Annotated in this window: 15 protein-coding genes and 2 pseudogenes; 9 read left to right on the top strand and 8 right to left on the bottom strand. The window is 72.4% G+C overall.

The window, feature by feature from the left end; genetic code table 11:
- Positions 1–36: 36 nt before the first annotated feature.
- Positions 37–1,551 carry an FAD-dependent monooxygenase gene (locus QSK30_RS20085; RefSeq protein ID WP_285504835.1) on the top strand — a complete coding sequence of 505 codons (1,515 nt, stop codon included), beginning with the start codon at positions 37–39 and terminating at the stop codon, positions 1,549–1,551.
- A gap of 86 nt (positions 1,552–1,637) precedes the next feature.
- Here the strand turns inward: QSK30_RS20085 and QSK30_RS20080 are convergent, their stop codons facing one another.
- Both QSK30_RS20080 and QSK30_RS20075 read right to left on the bottom strand, forming a co-directional pair.
- Positions 1,638–2,738, bottom strand: a complete 1,101-nt coding sequence (locus tag QSK30_RS20080) for an NAD(P)/FAD-dependent oxidoreductase (protein ID WP_285504834.1) — start codon at positions 2,736–2,738, stop codon at positions 1,638–1,640.
- Between the two features lie 143 nt (positions 2,739–2,881).
- Positions 2,882–4,198 (bottom strand): annotated as a pseudogene (locus tag QSK30_RS20075) (cytochrome P450).
- Positions 4,199–4,423: 225 nt separating this feature from the next.
- Here QSK30_RS20075 and QSK30_RS20070 point away from each other — a divergent pair.
- Together QSK30_RS20070 and QSK30_RS37165 are read left to right on the top strand one after the other, a co-directional pair.
- Positions 4,424–5,110: a class I SAM-dependent methyltransferase gene (locus QSK30_RS20070; protein ID WP_285504832.1), complete on the top strand. Its 687-nt coding sequence runs from the start codon at positions 4,424–4,426 to the stop codon at positions 5,108–5,110.
- A 146-nt stretch (positions 5,111–5,256) separates the two neighbouring features.
- Positions 5,257–5,508, top strand: a pseudogene (locus QSK30_RS37165) (transposase); the annotation flags it as partial.
- Between the two features lie 56 nt (positions 5,509–5,564).
- Here the strand turns inward: QSK30_RS37165 and QSK30_RS20065 are convergent.
- From QSK30_RS20065 to QSK30_RS36940, 3 genes are read right to left on the bottom strand one after another with little or no spacing between them, the layout of a single operon-like run.
- Complete coding sequence (locus QSK30_RS20065) at positions 5,565–5,969, bottom strand: hypothetical protein (protein ID WP_285504831.1); 405 nt, start codon at positions 5,967–5,969, stop codon at positions 5,565–5,567.
- A gap of 49 nt (positions 5,970–6,018) precedes the next feature.
- Positions 6,019–6,831 (bottom strand): alpha/beta fold hydrolase, encoded by an 813-nt coding sequence (locus QSK30_RS20060; protein ID WP_285504830.1) that lies wholly within the window; start codon positions 6,829–6,831, stop codon positions 6,019–6,021.
- On the bottom strand, positions 6,750–7,091 hold the full coding sequence (locus QSK30_RS36940) for a helix-turn-helix domain-containing protein (RefSeq protein WP_352231597.1): 342 nt from the start codon (positions 7,089–7,091) through the stop codon (positions 6,750–6,752). Before QSK30_RS36940 ends, QSK30_RS20060 begins: the two co-directional genes overlap by 82 nt.
- A 248-nt stretch (positions 7,092–7,339) precedes the next feature.
- Between QSK30_RS36940 and QSK30_RS20055 the strand changes: the two genes are divergently transcribed.
- On the top strand, positions 7,340–7,759 hold the full coding sequence (locus QSK30_RS20055) for a hypothetical protein (RefSeq protein ID WP_285504829.1): 420 nt from the start codon (positions 7,340–7,342) through the stop codon (positions 7,757–7,759).
- On the opposite strand, the gene QSK30_RS20050 is transcribed toward QSK30_RS20055, so the two are convergent.
- Complete coding sequence (locus tag QSK30_RS20050) at positions 7,731–9,296, bottom strand: amidase (RefSeq protein ID WP_502871855.1); 1,566 nt, start codon at positions 9,294–9,296, stop codon at positions 7,731–7,733. The two genes, QSK30_RS20055 and QSK30_RS20050, sit on opposite strands and share 29 nt — an antisense overlap.
- A gap of 615 nt (positions 9,297–9,911) precedes the next feature.
- Between QSK30_RS20050 and QSK30_RS20045 the strand changes: the two genes are divergently transcribed.
- The 5 genes from QSK30_RS20045 to QSK30_RS20025 all read left to right on the top strand — a co-directional run bounded on the left by QSK30_RS20045 (position 9,912) and on the right by QSK30_RS20025 (position 13,043).
- Positions 9,912–10,328 carry a hypothetical protein gene (locus QSK30_RS20045; protein ID WP_285504828.1) on the top strand — a complete coding sequence of 139 codons (417 nt, stop codon included), beginning with the start codon at positions 9,912–9,914 and terminating at the stop codon, positions 10,326–10,328.
- Positions 10,328–10,549 (top strand): helix-turn-helix transcriptional regulator, encoded by a 222-nt coding sequence (locus QSK30_RS20040; RefSeq protein WP_285504826.1) that lies wholly within the window; start codon positions 10,328–10,330, stop codon positions 10,547–10,549. The genes QSK30_RS20045 and QSK30_RS20040 overlap by 1 nt, the downstream gene beginning before the upstream one ends.
- The gene (locus tag QSK30_RS20035) at positions 10,549–11,526 is read left to right on the top strand and encodes an NAD(P)-dependent alcohol dehydrogenase (protein WP_285504825.1); all 978 of its coding nucleotides are present in this window, start codon (positions 10,549–10,551) and stop codon (positions 11,524–11,526) included. The genes QSK30_RS20040 and QSK30_RS20035 overlap by 1 nt, the downstream gene beginning before the upstream one ends.
- 12 nt (positions 11,527–11,538) lie before the next feature.
- Positions 11,539–12,333 (top strand): alpha/beta fold hydrolase, encoded by a 795-nt coding sequence (locus QSK30_RS20030; RefSeq protein WP_285504824.1) that lies wholly within the window; start codon positions 11,539–11,541, stop codon positions 12,331–12,333.
- Positions 12,334–12,689: 356 nt separating this feature from the next.
- Entirely contained in the window at positions 12,690–13,043 is a 354-nt protein-coding gene (locus QSK30_RS20025) for a DUF2218 domain-containing protein (protein ID WP_285504823.1), read from the top strand.
- A 431-nt stretch (positions 13,044–13,474) separates the two neighbouring features.
- Here the strand turns inward: QSK30_RS20025 and QSK30_RS20020 are convergent, their stop codons facing one another.
- Together QSK30_RS20020 and QSK30_RS20015 are read right to left on the bottom strand one after the other, a co-directional pair.
- The gene (locus QSK30_RS20020; RefSeq protein ID WP_285504821.1) at positions 13,475–14,977 is read right to left on the bottom strand and encodes a hypothetical protein; all 1,503 of its coding nucleotides are present in this window, start codon (positions 14,975–14,977) and stop codon (positions 13,475–13,477) included.
- Positions 14,978–15,035: 58 nt separating this feature from the next.
- A complete protein-coding gene (locus QSK30_RS20015) occupies positions 15,036–18,287 on the bottom strand; it encodes an AfsR/SARP family transcriptional regulator (protein ID WP_285504927.1) in 3,252 nt (1,083 codons plus the stop codon).
- Between the last annotated feature and the right edge of the window lie 73 nt (positions 18,288–18,360).

Here is an 18,360-nt window from a genome sequence, read left to right as displayed (position 1 = left end):
GGCCTGTCAGGCATGCCTGGAACAGGAGGAACGACCATGGACGTGGTCATCGTCGGTGCCGGACCCAACGGCTTGCTGCTCGCCTGCGAACTCGCCCTCGGTGGCGTCCGGTCGATCGTGCTGGACCGGCGCACCGAGCCCAGCGCGGAGCCCAGGTCCAACGGTCTCGTCGGGCAGGTCGTCCGGGTGGTCGACCGCCGCGGGCTGTTCGAACCGCTCAGCGGCCACGCCGGTCCGCCCCGCCCGAACAACGCGTACTTCATGTTCGCCGCGATGCCGCTCGACCTCGGCCTGCTCGCGGACAGTCCCGTCTACAACCTGCCGGTGCCCGAGCTGGACACCGTGCGGGTCCTGGAAACCCGCGCGAACGAACTCGGCGTCGACATTCGCCGTGGGCACGGTTTCACCGGCCTCAGCCAGGACGGCGAGGGCGTCACGCTCACCGTCGACGGGCCCAGTGGGACCTACGAGCTCCGAGCCCAGTACCTCGTCGGTGCCGACGGCGCGCACAGTCCCGTTCGCAAGGCAGCCGGCATCGCGTTCCCAGGTGTCACCTACGACCGCAGCACCAACCGCACCGCGCACGTCGCCCTGCCCGCGGAGTTGGTCGATCCCACGACCGGTGCGCTGAACATCCCGGGCCACGGCCGGATCCTGCCGTTCCTGCCCGTCCGCACCGCGCACGGCGGGTTCGCCTACGCGCCGCTGCCCGGTCGTCCGCCGCTGGTCGCCACCACCGAGTGGGACCAGCCGGCGACCGGCGAGCCGATGACCCTCGACGAGCTGCGGGACAGTGTCCGCCGCGTGCTGGGCGCCGACATCCCGCTCGGTCCGCCACCCGGCGACGGGCCGCACGTGCTGCGCAGGATCAACGGCGGCAACACCCGCGTCGCCGAGCGGTACCGGGACGGCCGGGTGTTCCTCGTCGGCGACGCCGCGCACGTCTTCGCCGCGGGGGGCACCGGGCTCAACCTAGGCATGCAGGACGCGGTCAACCTCGGGTGGAAGCTCGCGGCCGCGCTCAACGGCGCCGCCGACGTCCTCGACACCTACGAGACCGAGCGCCGCCCGGTCGCCGACCGGACGATCACCTTCTCCCGGGCTCAGGCCGCGCTGCTCGCCCCCGGCGACGACGTCACCGGTCTGCGCCAGGTGTTCGGCGAACTGCTCGCCCAGCCCGGCGTCGTGCGGTCCCTCGCCACTCTCGTCGCGGGCGCGGACGTCCGCTACCCGGTCGCCGACGGCGCGCACCCGCTGGCGGGGTGGCTCGCGCCCGACCTCGACCTGTGCACCCCGGACGGCGTGGTCCGCCTCGCCGAGCTGGTCAGGACGGCCCGGCCACTGCTGATCGACCTCACCGAGGACGGCGAGCTGAGCGTCGACGGCAGCGACGGCGTCGACGTTGTCCATGCCAAGGCGGACACCGACGTCACCGCGCTCCTGCTCCGCCCGGACTCCTACGTGGTGTGGGCGTCGAACGACGCGCACCCCGACCGGGACGAGCTGCGGGCAGCCGTCGAGGAGTGGTTCGGCGTCCCCGCACGCGCGTGACCTCGACCGCGGCACGCGATCCTCGCAGCCGGTCCATATCGAGCCGGTGTGCGCCGAGGTCCCCGCGGCCGCTGGGTCCGCCGTGCTCAGAAGCGCTCGAACCGGAACGGGTGCAGCGTCTCGTCGTGGTTCTCGCCGAGGACCTCGGCGGCGACCAGGTCGCCCGCGTGCACGGCCAGGGTGGCGCCGCTGTGCGAGACAGCGAAGTGGAAGTTGGGCAGTGCGACCGCCCGCCCCAGCACCGGGAGGCCGTCGTCGGGGATGGGCCGCTCGCCGACCTTGACACTGTGCACGGTCGCGGTGCGCAGACTCGGGTAGAGGGCTCGACCCGCCTCGACGACGGTGTCGATCGCCGAGAGCTCGACGTCGACCTCGCCCGTCTCGGTCACGCGCGCGGCCCGGTCGATCTCCAGCGAGTGCAGTAGAACCCGCCCGTGGACGTCGGGGCGCGCGTGGACTTCCGGCGCATGCACGACCCGTGACACCGCGCCCTCGACCGGAGCGATGCGCACGAGCACGCCGCGGGTGTTGCGCATCGGCAGGTCCAGGCCGGCGAGCGCGGCGATCCGGGCGGCCTGCGGGCCTGCGCAGTCGACCACCGCGTCCACCGACATTGTCCGACCCGAGGCGAGTCGAACCGCTTGCACCGCAACGGTTGTCACCTCGAGGTCGACGACCGCGTCATCCCGGACGACCTCGACACCGCGGGCGGTCGCGAGCAGGTGGTTGATCAACCCGGTCGGTTCGACCCAGCCCTCGCGGGGGAAGTGCGCGATGCCGTCCGCGGGCACCCTGCCGGGGTCGAGACCTGGTTCTAGAGCGAGTGCCTCCGCACGGTCGATCCACCGGGCCTCGTACCCGTAGTCCAGGACTCCGTCGACCTTGCGGCGCAACTCCTCGCGCCCCGCGTCGTCGGCGGCCCACTCCAGATTGCCGTCCTCGTGGTACCAGTCGCCGCGCGCGTCCGCGGCCAGCCTGCGGTGGGCGTCCATGCCCGCGACACTGAGGTCGTGGTAGGTCCGTGGTTGCTTCCCGCACGAGTTGGTCCATGAGAAGGTCGCACCAGAGGTACCACCCGCGGGCGCGCCCGCGTCCACCACCGTGACCCGCGCGCCCCGCCGCGCCAACGACGCCGCGACGGCCGCGCCGTAGACACCCGCCCCGACGACCACCACGTGCTCGACCATGCTCAACCGTCCCCTCGCGGACCTGATGGGCAGAACCGTTGCGGCGCGGGCAAAGCGGCGGACCGACACCGCTCAGACGACCTCGACCATACCCGCCCGGGCGCGCGCGACGGCCGGGAACGCGGCTGTACGAGGGGTTTCCGCTATCGGCGGGGGTGGGCGGTCATCGGGAGGCGGTCCGGGCGGGGGACGACGCTCTGCTTGACCCGGACCCGGTGGTCGGGGTCCGGGGTCAGGTGCCACCGGGAGGTGATGGTGGCGATCAGGGTCAGCATGCTCAGCCACGCGAAGTCGCCGCCGACGCACGCGCGCGGGCCCGCGCCGAACGGTAGGTAGTCGGTGTTGCGCGGGTTGTGGTGGCGGTCGTCGGCCCAGCGGTCGGGGTCGAAGCGCAGCGGGTCCGGGTAGCGGGTGCCGTCCCGGTGCAGCGCGGCGATGCTGATCATCAGCTCGGTGCCCGCCCGCAGCGGCAACCCGCCGAGGGTGACGTCCTCGCGGGGCCGCCGGGACAGGATGGGGGTGGTGTTGGACAGCCGCAGGGTCTCGGCAAGGGCCCGGCCGGTGTAGCGCAGCTCGGCCAGGTCCGCGTAGCCGACCGGGCGACCGGCCAGCACGGCGTCGACCTCCTCCTGCACGCGGCGCAGCACGGCCGGGTGCCTGCCCAGCTGGTGGAAGAATTAGGCCAGCCCGACGCCGGCGTTGTCGACCGCGGCGACGAGCATGGTGACGATCTCGTCGCGCACCTGGGCGTCGGTCATGGTCTCGTCGGTCTCGTCGTCGCGGGCGTTGACCAGCACCGAGATCAGGTTGCCGTGGTCGGTGCCGTCGGCCCGGTAGGTGGCGATGACCTCGTCGGCGGCGCGGTGTATGACCGCCTTGGCCCGCTCGTACCTGCGCCGCCCTGGCGTCCGCCAAGTGGCCACTGTGGACGGTAGGGCCATCTGTCGGAGCACCTCGCCCATCAGCACCGGGAGCGCGCGTTGGACCTCGTTGATCACCGCGGTGGGCTGGGTGGGCAGCAGCGTCCGCGCCAGGACCCGCAGGACGTAGTCGCTGGTGACCTCGTCCACCGCGAGCCGCTGCCCCGGCTGCCAGCCCGCGGTGCGCTCGGCCGCCACCGCGCTCATCGCCTCGACGTAGCCGGGCAGCCGGTTCTGCTGGAACGCGGGCCGGATGAGCTTGCGCTGCCTGCGGTGCAGGACGTCCTCGGAGTTGACCAGGCCGTTGCCCAGGATCGGGCGCAGCACGTCGAACAGCTTTCCCTTGTGGTACTTGGCCGCGTCGGTCACGAATACCTGGTGGATGAGGTCCGGGCTGTTGAGCAGGTAGGTCGGGCTGGTGCCCAGGTAGACCTTGACCACGTCCCCGCCGCGGCGCGCGTCGGTGAGGAACTCCAGTGGCCTGCGGGCCAACGGGATGACGTGGCCCAGCAGCGGCAGTCGGTTCGGGGCGGTGGGCACTAGATCGAGTGGTGTTGCCGTGGAAGTCACCAGGTGTCCCCTCGGACCGGTAGCAGTTTCGTCACCTACCGTGAGCGTATCCCGTACTGGCGCACTCGCAAGTCGGCCCGCGTCGGCCGCGTTCCCTTTTGTGGCAAGACGTCCAGCCCGATGCGATCGCATTGTGTCCGGGCGGAGCGTGCGATACGATGCGATCGCATTGTAAAACATCGGACAGGGGGACACATGGGTGCGAAGGCGCGACCCGACAGGCGGCACGAGGCGCGGTTGCGACGTGGGCGGCTGCTGTGGGACGTGGCGAGCCTGACCTACTACGGCATCGTCGACCGGCTCTGCGCGCCACTGCGGGAGCTGGCCGTGCGGCGGCTGGACCTGCGCGACGGCCAGGCCGTGCTCGACATCGGCTGTGGTAGCGGCGCCACGCTGGCGTCGCTGCGCGCGGCGGTGGGGGAGCGGGGTCGGGTCGTCGGGGTCGACTACAGCCCCCGCATGGTGGCGCGGGCGCGCCGGTTGGTGCGCGAGCGGGGGTGGACCAACGTCGAGGTCCGACAAGCCGACGCCTCGCGCACGGCGCACGGGGTCGGGGAGTTCGACGCCGTGGTAGCGCTGGCGGCCTTCAGCGCGATGCCGGACGTCCGGACCGCCGTCGGACACGCGCGCGACGCGCTGCGGCCCGGCGGGAAGCTGTTCGTCTACGACCTGCGGCCGGTCGGCAAGCGGCTCACCGCCCGGGTCTTCCGCCGCGTCTACGCGGCCCTCGCGGGGTTCACCGGCGCGGACGTCCTCGCCGAGTTGGGGCGCGCGTTCCCCATGCTGGAACCGATCTTCACGCCGGGTCCGAAGCAGTCGACGATCACCCTGGTGCTCGCGACCAAGACCCAGGCCGAGGCGGGCACGACCGCCCGGGCCTGAGGGCAGTGCAGGGACATCGCGGTCCGGATCGGTATCGGGCGACGGTCACGGACCGGCCGTGATCGCCCGGTCGCGGCCTGATCCGTTCGCGGTCGATCGTCGGCCCCGGTGTGTGTCGGTGGTGCCCGGCCTGCTGAGGTTGCGCTGGTGACCAGGGTCCCGGCAAGGGCGGCAGGACAGCCGCGGTCACCCTGGTCGAGCGCACCAGCCGGTTCCCGGTCCTGGTCCCGCTGACCGGAAGGGACTCGCTGACCGTGAGGGAGGCGATCATCTCCGCGGTCGGCCCGCTCCCGGCCTCGATCAAGCGGTCCCTGACCTGGGACCGCTGCTCAGAAACGGCTCTGCACAGGGACATCACGGCCACCGGGCTGCCGGTGTTCTCCGCTCACCCCCATTCCTCGAAGCAGATGCTTCCACCGCCTGAGCTCGCCGAGCCCTGGTGGCCGCGCGTGGTTCAGCGGGCGAAGGGTTCGGGCGGGAAGAACTCGGGGTCCTCCTCGTTCGGGCTGGTGGGGGCGAACTGCCGGAGGTCGCCGTCGCGGAACATCCACAGGCGGAAGAACGACTGTTCCTGATCCATCAAGAACAGTTGGAACTCGTTGGGCGCGTGCCACTCGACCGCGCGGACCCGGTCGAGGACCGCTTCGAGGTCGGCGTGGTTGAGCACGCCCGCCCAGACGTCGCACTCGGGGTACTTCCCGCCGCCCCACTGGGAATCCCGGCCGGTGACCTCCCGGAGGGAGCCGCAGCCGCGGGCCTCCGGGTCGTCGCGGTGCGGCGCTTGGGTGCGCAGCCACTCGCTCAGCTCCACCGCCCGGCCGCGGTCGCCCGCGCCGACCGACACCATCACACTCGCCACCCAGCTCACCCGCCCATCCTGCCCCAGCGCGGCGCGCGGCGGCGATCGGTTATCGCAGCCAGTCCAGTGCCTCCGGGTAGGCGCGCAGGATCGAGACGTGGCCGTCCTCCGGGCGGATCCAGGTCTGCGCGTGCGGGAGCCTGGTGGCCAGCCACTCGGCGTGGGCGGGTGGGACGACGCGGTCTTGGCTGCCGTGGGCGATCAGGACCGGGGCGGTGATCGTCGCCGGGTCGAAGCCCCACGGCTTGGCGAAGGCGACGTCGTCGTCGACCAGGCCGTCGGTGCCCTCCTGGCCCGCTTGCCCGGCGTCCGCGCCCAGGGCCGACCACGGGCCCCGCAGCGCCTCCCAATCGGTGTCGGTGAAGCTGGTCGGGTCGAACTCCTCCGTGTCGGCGAAGCGCTCCCGGGCCGCGCGGCCCACCCGCGCCGCGCGCAGGCCACCGGGGGAGACCATGCCCGCGTACCAGTCGAACTCGTCGGTGGGCGGGGCGATCGCGGCGAAGCACACGGCGGCGGTGACCCGGTCGGGCAGCAGGGCCGCGCAGGCCAGGGCGTGCGGGCCGCCGCCGGAGGCGCCTACGACGACGAAGCGGTCCACGCCGAAGGCGTCGGCGACGTGGGCGGCGTCGGCGGCCGCCGACGCGACGTCGCGCTCGGGGGAACGGGTCGAACCGCCGTAGCCGGGGCGGCCGTAGGACAGCACCCGGATGTCGCGCTCGGCCGCCGCGGCCACCACGGGCTCAAGCAGCGCGCCCGTCTGCGGCGACCCGTGGTGCCACATCAGCACCACCGACCCGCTCCCGCTGTCGTGCGCGCGCAGCACCCGTCCATCGTCCAGCCGCAAGTCCCGCCGTAGGTCCACCCGGCCACACTAACGACCTCGTGCCTGGTTGGGTGGGGCCGCGCGACGCCGCACCCGTGCCCCGGTGGCGCCACATGATCGCGCCCGACCTTGTGGCGCCCAGGTGGTCGACCACCTTGGCCCAGGTCCGCCGCCGGGTAGTCGCCGACCCGGCATCCGCGCTCGGCCAGGATCGGACGGATCTCGTCGACCGCCCGTGTGACGGTGGACCGACCCACCCCTAACCAGTCGTGGGTGACACCATGGCGAAGGTGCACCACGGTGGCCAACAGCCCGGTCGAGGAACACCGACCGGTACCTCGCCTACCGCGCCCACCGCGCGCAGCCTTGGCCGAGCCGCATGTCGCGCGCCCTCGACCCCACCACCGCACACCCCACACAAGATCATCCCGCGCGGCCCCACCCAACCACGCACGAGGCCGTAAGCGAGACCACCGACAGTGCAACCCAGGCGCCGACCGCGCCCGTCCACCGTTCGACCAAGGGGGACATCGTGCCGAGACACATCGTGAGACACACCCTGAGCCGGCCGCTCATCGCTTCAGCGTTCACGGCCTTGGCGTTGACCGGCTGCACCGCGCCACCCGGACCCACGCCACCCGCGCCCGTGCCGTCCGGGCCCGGCACCACGGAACCCGCGCCGACCACGACGGTCGAGCTCGGGGAGCCGTTCCGGCTCTACACCCACTGCGGGATCCGCTACACCCGCTACGCCGACCGCGACTGGGTCGCCGACGAACCCGCTGACGACCCGACCCGCGCGCCCGGCCCGGACGGCGGCACGCGCTACGACGGATACGTCTCCGGCCGGATGGCCCGGGTCGACGACCACACCCTGCGGTTCACCGTCGACCCCGGCACCACCACCGGTGGCCCGAGCGTGGTGACGTTCCGGCCGACTACCGACCCGATCCCGTTGTGCGAGTGAAATAGCGCGGCGCCCGCCGCACCGGCGACGCCTGCTCGTAGGCCGCCGCCAGCGACAGCACCCGGGCGTCGGACCAGCGGCCGCCGAAGAAGGACAGGCCGATGGGCAGTTCGCCCGCGTACCCGGCGGGCACGCTCACATCCGGGTAGCCCGCCACCGCGGCCGGGGTGGAGGAACCGAGGATATAGGCGTCGCCCGCGGCGTAGTCGGTCTTCCACGCCGGGCTGTTGGTCGGTGCGACGATCGCGTCCAGCCGGTTCGCCGCCAGGGTCTCGTCGATCGACCGCCGCGCCAGCGAGGTCGCGGTCGCGCGCTGCCGCCGGTAGGTCGGGTCGTCGGTGCCGGGCGCGGTGAGCGCCTGCTCGAACAGCTCCTGCCCGAACTTGCTCAGCTCCACCGGGTCCCGCCGGTTGAAGTCGACCAGCGCCTGAAGGGTCTGCGGCGCGCCGCGCCGGGTGCGCAGGTACGCGGGGAGGTCGCGGCCGATCTCGGTGACCAGCGCCGGGTACTCGACCGCGCCGATCTCGTCCTGGTACGGCAGGTCGACCTCGACCACGGTGGCACCGTTGACCCGCAACACGGCGATGCTGCGCGCGACCACCCGGTCGACATCGGGGTCGATGCCGGACAGTCGCCACACGCCGATCCGGGTGCCGCGCAACGCGCCGGGGCGCAGGGCCGCGGCGTAGTCGGTGGTCTGGTCGCCGGGGTAGGCCAGCGTCGCGCGGTCGGCCGGGTCGCGGCCCTGCAGCACCGACAGCGTGATCGCGACGTCGGTGACGTTGCGCGCCATTGGGCCCGCGGTGTCCTGCTCGGCCGAGATCGGCGCCACCCCGGTGCGGCTGACCAGGCCCAGGCTCGGCTTGTGCCCGACGATCCCGTTCGCCCCGGCCGGGCAGACGATGGACCCGTCGGTCTCGGTGCCGATCGCGACCTGCGCCAGCGAGGCGGCGATGCCCGCCCCGGAACCGGAGGACGAGCCGCACGGGTTGCGGTCGAGCGAGTAGGGGTTGTTCGTCTGCCCGCCGACCCCGGACCAGCCGGAGGTCGAGTGCGTGGAGCGGAAGTTGGCCCACTCGGACAGGTTCGCCTTGCCCAGCACCACCGCGCCCGCCCCGCGCAGCCGCGCGACCAGCGGGGCGTCGACCAGCGGCGGCGCGCCCGCGAGCGCGCGTGACCCGGCGGTGGTGTCCAGGTCGCGGGTGTCGATGTTGTCCTTGAGCAGCACGGGGATCCCGTCGAGCGGACCACGCGCGTGACCGGCGCGGCGACGGCGATCGCTGGCCGCGGCCTGCGCCAGGGCGGTGTCGTCGACCTTGAGCACGGCGTGCACCTTGGGGTCCACGACGCGGATCCTGTTCAGGTAGGCCTGGGTGAGCTCGACTGCGGTGAGCTCACCGCGGTCCATCAGCCTGCGCAGTTGGGGGATGGTGGCGCGGTCGAGGTCGAAGCGCGTGGGGGTCGCGGCGGCGGGGATCGGGGCCGTCAGGACTGAGGTGATGACGCAGGTGATCGAGAGAACTCGCTTCAGGCGCACGGCTTGATTGAATCGGGGTGCTGGGGTGGCGTCAACTGGGCTCTGCTGTGGGCTGTTCTGCTGCTGGCTGGGCTCGTTGGGGATGGCGAGGGGGCTTGCGGCTCGATGGCGTGGTGTGGGGCGTTGCGGGTCTGCTGGCGTGGCGCGGGGGCTTTGTGGGTGTGCTCGATGGGGTGGTGTGGCTTTGTTTGGGGCCCCTAAGAAAAGAGGCGCCGGGGTGAAGCGGGTGGGGAAGGGATCACCCACGCCGGGACCAGGCTAGCGCCTCTTTTCTCCCCAAACAAAGCCACACCACCCCATCGAGCAGGATTGTTGCCCGGGTGCGGTTGTGGGGTGGTGGCGTTGTGCGGACTCTCCACAGTGGACATTGAGAGGGTCGGTCCGTGGGGTGTTCCGAGGGTGTCGGGGCCGGGGCCGGTGTCGGTGTCGAGGGTTGCGGGTTGGCCCGGGTCTGCGGGTGGACTGGGGGTGTGTCGGGTTGGTCTGGGGTGCTCGGGTGTGGTGGGCGGTTGCCTGGGTGTGGGCGGATGGTCGGGTGTGTCAAAGATGTTTGACATGGTGTCTGGTGTGCTTTACCTTGGTGATGTCAAGTTTGTTTTACAAGGGAGTGGTGGGATGTCGTACGAGGAGAAGGGGGCCTGGGTCTACCTGGTGGCGTCCCTGGGGACCTATGCCTGCTACGTCGTCCTGCTCGTCGGGCGCTGGGCCGGTGACGTGGGCCGGGTTCCCTATGTGGCCACGATGTTGTGGGCCATCGGTGTCGGGGTCGGGGTGTCGGTGGTCGGGCGGGTGCTGGTCGAGGTGCTGCGGCCCAGTGAGCGGCACCGGGGCGACGCGCGGGACCGGGAGATCAATCGGCTGGGGGAGTACGTCGGTGGGTTGGTCCTGGGGATCGCGATGACCGTGCCGTTCGCGCTGGTCCTGCTGCAGGCGCACCGGTTCTGGATCGCCAATGGGATGTATGCGGCGTTCGTGCTGGCGGCCGCCGTGGGGACCGTGGTGAAGCTCGTCGCGTACCGGCGGGGGTTGTAGTGGGGCGGGCCACCCGGATCACCAACTCGATCCGGGCGTTGCGGTTCGCGCACGGTGAGATGACCCAGGCCGAGCTGGCGCGTCGGGTGGACGTGACTCGGCAGACCGTCATCGCCATCGAGCAGGGGCGGTATTCACCGTCGTTGGAGATGGCGTTCCAGATCGCCCGGGTGTTCGGGGTTCCGCTCGGGGACGTGTTCCAGTATCCGGAGGATGAGTGATGAGAGCGATCGTGCAAGAGCGTTATGGTCCGCCGTTGGCGGTCCTCGCGGTGGCCGAGGTCGACAAGCCGGAGCCGGGGCCCGGGGAGGTGCTGGTGCGGGTGCACGCCAGCCCGGTCGTCGGTACCGACTGGCACTGGGTTCGCGGACAGCCTTACGTGGCAAGGGTTTCGGATGGGATGCGCAGACCCAAGTACCGCGTGCCGGGGTTCGAGCTGTCCGGCACCGTGGCGGCGGTCGGGGTGGACGTGCGTACCCTCGCCATCGAGGACGAGGTCTACGGCTGGTCGCGGTGCACGCTGGCGGAGTACGTGGCCGTCCCGGAAGGGAACCTGGCGCCGAAGCCCGCCACGCTGACCCTGGCCCAGGCCGCCGCTGTTCCGCTGTCAGGGCTGACTGCCTTGCAGGCGGTTCGCGACAGCGCGAAGGTCCACTCCGGACAGCGGGTGCTGGTCACCGGTGCGTCCGGCTGCGTCGGGATCTACGCCGTGCAGATCGCCAAGGCGCTCGGCGCCCACGTCACCGCCGTGTGCGGCGCGGCCAAGGCCGATCTGGTGCGGTCGCTGGGTGCCGACCGGGTGGTCGACCACGCGACCACGAAACTGGTCGACGTCGGTGACGACTTCGACGCTTTCCTTGACATCTACGGTAATCCGGCACTGTCGGACTGCAAGCGCGTGCTCCGGCCCGGTGGCACGCTCGTCTTCGTCGGTGGCACTGGTGGCCCGTGGTTCATGGGCACCGACCGGTGGTTGCGCGGGCTGCTCCGGGCGCCGTTCCTGGGTGTCAAGGTCCGCCCGCTCGTGCACAAGAACAGCCGGGACGACCTCGTGGCCCTCACCGGACTGATCGAGTCCGGTGCGCTGGCGCCGGTGCTGGACCGGACCTACCCGCTGGCCGAGGCCGCAGCCGCGATCGAGGACAACCGGGCGGGCCGGGTTCGGGGGCACGCGGTCGTGGTGGTCGAGTCGCTCTGAGATCATGTCGCGGTGGAGCAGCGCGCGGTCACCGTCGGTGGGCAGGTCTTGTCCTATGTGGACTTCGGTGGTCCGGGGCCGTCGCTGGTCGCCCTGCACGGGTCGTTCGGTCGGGGGAGCGTCTTCGCCCGGTTGGCGGCCGACCTGGGTGACCGGGCCCGGGTGATCGCGCCCGACCAGCGCGGGCACGGGCTCAGTCCGTCAGCCGGCGGCTTCGGGCGCGACGAGTTCGTCAGTGACGCGGTGGCCTTCCTGGAGCGGTGGGGGCCGGTCGTGCTGCTGGGTCACTCGCTAGGCGGGATCACCGCGTTCCAGGTGGCCGCGCGCAGGCCGGATCTGGTGCGCGCGTTGGTCATCGAGGACGTGGGGCCGGAGCTGTGCGCGCCCCGGGTCCCGGCACCGGTGCTGGACGTGCGGGGTTGGCCACGATCGGCACTGACCCGCGAAGCACTGGAAGAGGCCATCCTGACCAAGGGAATCCCCGACGCGAGCTACTTCCTGCACAGCGCCGTCCCCGACGCCCACGGGTGGCGGTTCCTGTTCGACTGGGAACAGATGATGGCCGTGCAACAGGGCGGCGTCGGCCGGTGGTGGTCGGACTGGACGGCGACCCGCTGCCCGACCCTCGTCCTGCGCGGCGGCCGCAGTCCGCTGTTCCCCGCCGAGGTGGCCGCCGAGATGCTGTCCCGCCCCGACACCCGCCTGGTCGAGTTCCCGACCGCAGGCCACTGGATCCACGACGACGAACCCACCGCCGTCGCCCACGCGGTCGCCGAGTTCCTGGCCGAGGAACCCCACTGGCCCTGACCGCCAACGGCCTCCCGCCGAGGCTGTCCGAGCGCGATCACCGACAGACGTTGGAGTACTCCCGGCCAACGGCCTCTCGCGTGCCCCGCCGAGGCCGCGTGCCCCCGCCGAGGCACTGTGTGGGTGGACTCACTCGACTCCACTAAGGCCGTGGTCGCCTTGGCAGTCGACATCCCCACCTGCCGCGCGACCTGCTGAACACCGCCCCGCGCCGAGCCACCCACCCCGCCCACCAGCCACGGAACGCTGAGCGCCGGTTCCCAGAACCCGGCCGCCACCCGCCTTCACCACCCGGTCCGAGCACCGACCGTGTGTAGCATCGCGCCCGGGGGACCACCGACGACGGGAGTACTGCCATGGCGACCTCGCACGCCCGAGTGACCACCGACCGCCCAGGCCGCTACGCCAAGCAGCTCGCCGCGCACATGGCCCGCAAGATCACCACCGACTGGGACGCCGAGGCGGGCCACGGCACCCTCACCTTCGCCATGGGCACCGCCACCCTGCACGCCGACCCCGGCGCCCTCCTCCTCACCGTCGACGGCGCCCCCGACGACCTCCCGCGCCTCGAGGAGGTAGTCGGCAAGCACCTCGTCCGCTTCGGCACTAAGGACGAACTGGTCGTCGCCTGGACCCGCGACACCGGCACCCCCGGCACCACCTGGCGCAACGACGAGGACCCCACTCCAGCCCCGGCCCCAGCCGAGTAGCCGAGTAGCCGAGTCGGACCCACTCCTCAGACAAGTCGTAGCGCCCCAGGCACTCCGACCTCTCAAAGCCGCACCCACCCACCCCCCGCCCACCCGGCAAGCACCAATCTCCATTCCCTCAGTCTCTGAGTCCCTGAATCTCTCAGTCTTTCCATCCCTACAGCCAAGCCCGCTGGTACCGCCGGCCCGCTACGGATGTGCTCGATTGGTTGGACTGCCTTCGTGTGGGGGGAGGCGACCGCTAAACTTGCCTCAGTAGTGGGGATGCCCTTCTCCCCACTCTTTGTCCCCACGCGGTCGCCTAGGGGCCCCACGCGAAGGCAGTCCAACCAATCGAGCCCCCCTCTTTGCCCGGGCAACTCGTGGAAACGAGCAGTCCCCAGGCGCGACGCGCCAACCAAAGGCGAAACGAGCCAACCAAGGCCGAACCCTCAAGCCAGCAACGACACCGCGGCGTTCAGCACGATCGTCTCCACACTGTCCACAGCGGACGGATCCGTCCCATTCGGTGACGCGTTCAACGGCAGCGGCCACCCGTACGACACCAGGTAGCTGTTCGGCTCCGCGATCGTGTCGTCGTCCGCCGTGCGCCCGGCCTCGTACCCGCCCATCCACATCTTGTCGTCCGCCGCCACGTAGCACTGCGTCTCGTTCGCGTAGGCCATGATCCACAACGGCCCCACGCCCAGGTCCGCCGCCCGGGCGCGCAGCAGCACGTCGAAGGTGCTCAACACCTCGTGCCCCAGACCCAGGATCGTCAGCCCGCCCATCCGCCACCGCTGGATCGGCATCGGGATCGAGGTGGGCAGCACGCCGTCCGAGATCTGCCGGAGCATCAGCTCGGCGTGTCGGACCGTGTGCCAGGGCACCTGCGCGGAGTCCATCCCCGCGTAGGAGTCCAACCGCGCCTGGTACCGCGCGGCCAGGTCCGCCCGCTCCCGCGGGTTCGTCAGGTCGCGGCTGAACGGCAGCTGCACCTCGATCAGCGCCGTCCCGAACGGCCCGGTCACCGGCGTGAAGTCGTCGTCGTCGATCACCGAGAGCACCGTCTGCGCCAGCTGCTCGCCCAGGTCCGCCACCACCGCGGTGCCGTGCGCGGGCGGGTCGATGTCGCCGGAGCAGCCCTGGAAGAACAGCGCCAGGATCCCCAGCTCCTCGTGGATCCGCTCGGCGGCGTACCCGCAGTAGTCGCTGTCGTAGACCTCGTCGCGGCCCCGGGCCACCGGGTGGCAGGCGTAGCCGAACAGCACGGCCAGCGGCGTCCCGTCGCCCGCGTCGCGGGCCAGCAGCACGGGCACCTGGGGCAGCGTGTACGGCAGCCCGGCCCGGTTGACCCCCAGCTCCACCGAGCCCTCCGCGTAGCCGAGGGTCGCCTCGATCGGCGGCTCCTGCACCGTCTTGCGCACCAGCTCGACCAGCGCGTCCATCAGCAGCCAGCCCGCCTCGTTGATCACGTCCACGTCGGCCTGGCCGATGCCCATGATCAGCACCGGGTCCGGGTGCGTGTCGCCGACGAACGGGCCGGAGTGCGTGTGGCTGGAGACGATCATGAAGTCCTCGGTCGCCACCAGCCGCTCCACCTCGACCACCCGGCGGCGGATCTCCTGGTGGATGTCGCGCGGGATGCTGACCACGTCCAGGCGCAGCAGCACGTTGGGCGTGCCGTTGTCGTGGATCACCATGCAGTGCGCGCGCAGGTCCCGGTCGACGGACACCGGGTGGTGGTTGCCGCGCGGGGTCCAGCCGTAGCCGCCCATCCACAGGCTGGAGTACTCGGGGAAGTGCGGCGTGATCACCGCGTCGTTGTAGGCGACCGCGAGGGTCGAGGCGGTGGCGGGCACCGCGCCCGCGGTGCCCGCGAGCCGGGCGGTGAACACGGCGGTGGCGGCCAACGCGCCACCCCGGAGGAAGGTCCTTCTGCTGATTGCGGCCATGGCGCTGAAGCGTCGGCGGCGCCGTTGACTCCGTCGTGACTCGGTTCTGACTCCGCGGCTACAGCTCGTCGAGCAGCGCCTGGATCGCCCGCGCCGCACCGGTCGCCAACCGCTCGTGCAGCCGTAGCGACTCGGTCAGGTGCCGCTCGGCGTCCTCGCGGTCGCCCAGCGCGGTGGCCAGCAGTCCCAGCACCCGGTGTGCCCCGGCCTGCCCCAGCGCGTTGCCCGCGTCGGCGTGCATCCGGAGGGCCTGCCGACCGTGCTCACCGGCCGCGGCGTGCCGACCGACGGCCAGCTCCGCGGCCGCCAGCACGGTGAGCGCCTGCGCCTCCCGCAGCCGGAACCGCGTGCTGCGGGCCAGTTCCGCGGCCCGCCAGGCGTCCTCGGCCGCCTCCCCGGCCAGGCCGAGGTCGAGCCGGGTGGCCGCCATCCCGATCAGCGCGGCGATCTCGCCCTGCCGGTAGCCCGAGCGCACCGCCAGCGTCAGCGCCGCGGCGTGCGCGTCGAGCGCCGGGTCGTGCCTGCCCAGACCGCGCCGGGCGGTCGCCGTGGTGTTGAGGGTGTCGACCTCGAACCGCAGGTTCCCGGTGTCGCGGGCCAGTTCCAGGGCCATCTCGCCGTACTCGACGGCCCGCTCGTACCGGCGCGCGTCCCGGTAGACCGCGGCGAGGTTCTGCAGCACCTCGGCCTGGTCGTGCCGGGAGCCGAGCGTGCGGTAGCGCGCCAGCGCGCTCTCGTGGCAGGTGATCGCGTCGTCGAACTCGCCCAGCCGCAGGTGGACCGCGCCCAGGGTGTTCAGCGCCAGCGCCTCGGTGTGCACCAGGCCCAGTGGGCCGCACTCGGCCAGCGCGGCGTCCAGGTGCGCCCGCGCGGTGGCCAACTCGCCCATCTCCAGGTGCACCGCGCCGAGCCGGACCCGGGCCACCACACCGCCCGCCGGGGTGCTCCGGCCGAGCGCCTCGGTCAGGTGCCGCACCGCCTCGGACAGCGTGCCGTCCTCCAGGTGCACCACCCCCAGCTTCACCAGCGCGGTGCCCACCGCGGCGGGGTTGTCGCCCGCGCGGTGCAGCGCCAGCGAGCGGCGCAGGTGGTCGAGCGCGCCGACGTAGTCGCCCACGCTCCAGCGCAGCACGCCGAGCGCGCCCAGCATGGTCGCCTCGGCCGCCTGGTCGCCGTGCTCGCGGGCCGCCGCCAGCGCGGTCGTGCCGCTGGCCAGCAGGTCGGAGTCGTGCCGGTGGGTGTGCAGGTAGCCGGTCAACCCGTCGGTGAGCTGCCAGCTCAACGGCCGCAGCGACTCCTCGCCCGCGGCGAACTCCACCGCCGCCACCAGGTTCACCCGCTCCTCGTTGAGCCAGCCCAGCGCCTCCTGCGGCCCCTCGAACCGCGCGACCTCCTCGGTGGGCGCGGTCCTGGGCAGTGCCGGGTCGAGCACCCGCGCGGCCGCGTCGGTGTGGCCGAGGTAGCAGGAGTACAGCCTGCGCAGCGCGGCCTCGCGGAACTCCGGCGAGTCCTCCAGTTCGGCGCGCTCCTGGGCGTAGAGCCGGAGCAGGTCGTGGAACTGGTAGCGGTTGCGCGCCTGCGGTTGCACCAGGCTCGCGGTGACCAGCGTGCCCAGCAGCCGGGTCGCCTGCTCCACCGACTCCCCGGACAGCGCCGCCGCCGCGGCCGGGGTGAAGTCCGGGCCCGGCACGTGCCCCAGCACCCGGAACAGGTGGCGCACCTCGGGTTTGAGCATCTCGTAGGACAGCCCGAACGCGGTGCGCACCGCGGCCTGCTCGTCGTCCTCGATGGCCAGCGCGCTGAGCCGGTTCGCCTGCCGCAGCTCGGTCACGTAGTCGGCGATCGTCGTGGCCGACCGGCTGGACAGGTTCGCGCCCGCGATCCGCACGGCCAGCGGCAACCGCGCGCACAGCCGCACCAGCTCGGCGGCCGCGTCCGGCTCGGCGGCCACCAGCCCCGGCCCGACGATGTCGGCCAGCAGCAGCCGGGCGTCGGCGTCGGGCAGCGGGTCCAGCGCCACCCGGCGGGCGCCCTGCAGCGCGACCAGCCCGCGCAGGTCGTTGCGGCTGGTCACCACGGCCGCGCAGCCGGGCTGGGTGGGCAGCAGCGGCCGGACCTGGCCGGAGCCCGCCGCGTTGTCCAGCACCACGAGCATCCGCTTGCCCGCCAGCAGCGACCCGTAGAGCTCGAGCTGGTCCTCCTCGTCGAGCGGGATCTGCTCCGGGCGCACGCCCAGGCCGCGCAGCAGCTGGGTCAGCGCGCGCGGCACGCCCAGCGGCGCCTGCTGGGAGTACCCGCGCAGGTTGACGTAGAGGCAGCCGTCCGGGAACGCGCCGTCGAGCAGGTGCGCGAGGTGGATCGCCAGCGCGGTCTTGCCGACCCCGGGCGGGCCGGACAGCACGACGTAGCGCGGCGCCCGCGCGGTCGCCGCCGGGTCCAGCAGGCGGGTGACCGCGGCGATCTCGGTGGCCCGCCCGACGAAGTCGACCGAGTCCGGCGGCAGCGCGCTCGCCGGTCGGGGCGCGGCGACCGGGGCGGCGACCGCGAGCCGCAGGGCCGGGTCGTTGTTGAGGATCGCCAGCTGCAACCGCTGCACCTCGTCGCCGGGGTCGATGCCCAGCTCGTCGGCCAGGATCTTGGTGAGCCCGCGGTGCGCCTCGAGCGCGTCGGCCTGCCGGTCGGCCCGGTGCAGCGCGAGCATCAGCTGCGCCCAGAACCGTTCGCGCAGCGGGTACTCGGTGGTCAGCGCGCGCAGTTCGGTGATCACCTGGTCGTGCCCGCCGCTGTCGAGCTCCAGCCGCATCCGCCGCTCCAGCGCCTGCAGCCGCAGCTCCTCGAGCCAGGGCACCTCCTCCCGGCGGATCTGGTCCGAGGGCACGTTGGCCAGCGGTTTCCCGCGCCACAGCGCCAAAGCCGCGCGCAGGTGCACGGTCTCCTGGGCCGGGTCGGCGCGGCCCGCGGCCTCGTCGGCCAGCCGCATCTCCTCGCGGAACAGGGTGAGGTCGAGCTGTCCGGGCGCCACGTCGATCAGGTAGCCGTTCTCCACCGTGCGGACGAGTCGGTAGTCCTCGGCCGGGTCGCCCAGGACCCGGCGCAGTCGCATCACGTAGGCCTGCGCGGTGGGTCGGGGGCTCGAGGGCACCTCGTCCGGCCAGAGCCGGTCGATCAGCTCGTCCACCGTCACCACCTGGTTGGCGCGCAGCAGCAGCGCGGTGAGCACGATGCGCTGCTTGGCCGAGGGCAGCGCGACCTGCTCCCCGTCGCGGAGCACCTCCAGCGGACCCAGCAGCCCGAACCACAGCGAAGCCATCACCCACCGGGACTCTACGGCCACTGATGATGTTGTTCGACGTGTTTCGCACAACGCTGACACCCGCCGTCGT

Origin of the sequence: Actinokineospora sp. NBRC 105648, assembly GCF_030269645.1 — a bacterium.
GTDB lineage: Bacteria > Actinomycetota > Actinomycetes > Mycobacteriales > Pseudonocardiaceae > Actinokineospora.
The sequence above is the reverse complement of the archived record's forward strand: the minus strand, read 5'-3'. Positions and strand labels throughout refer to the sequence as shown.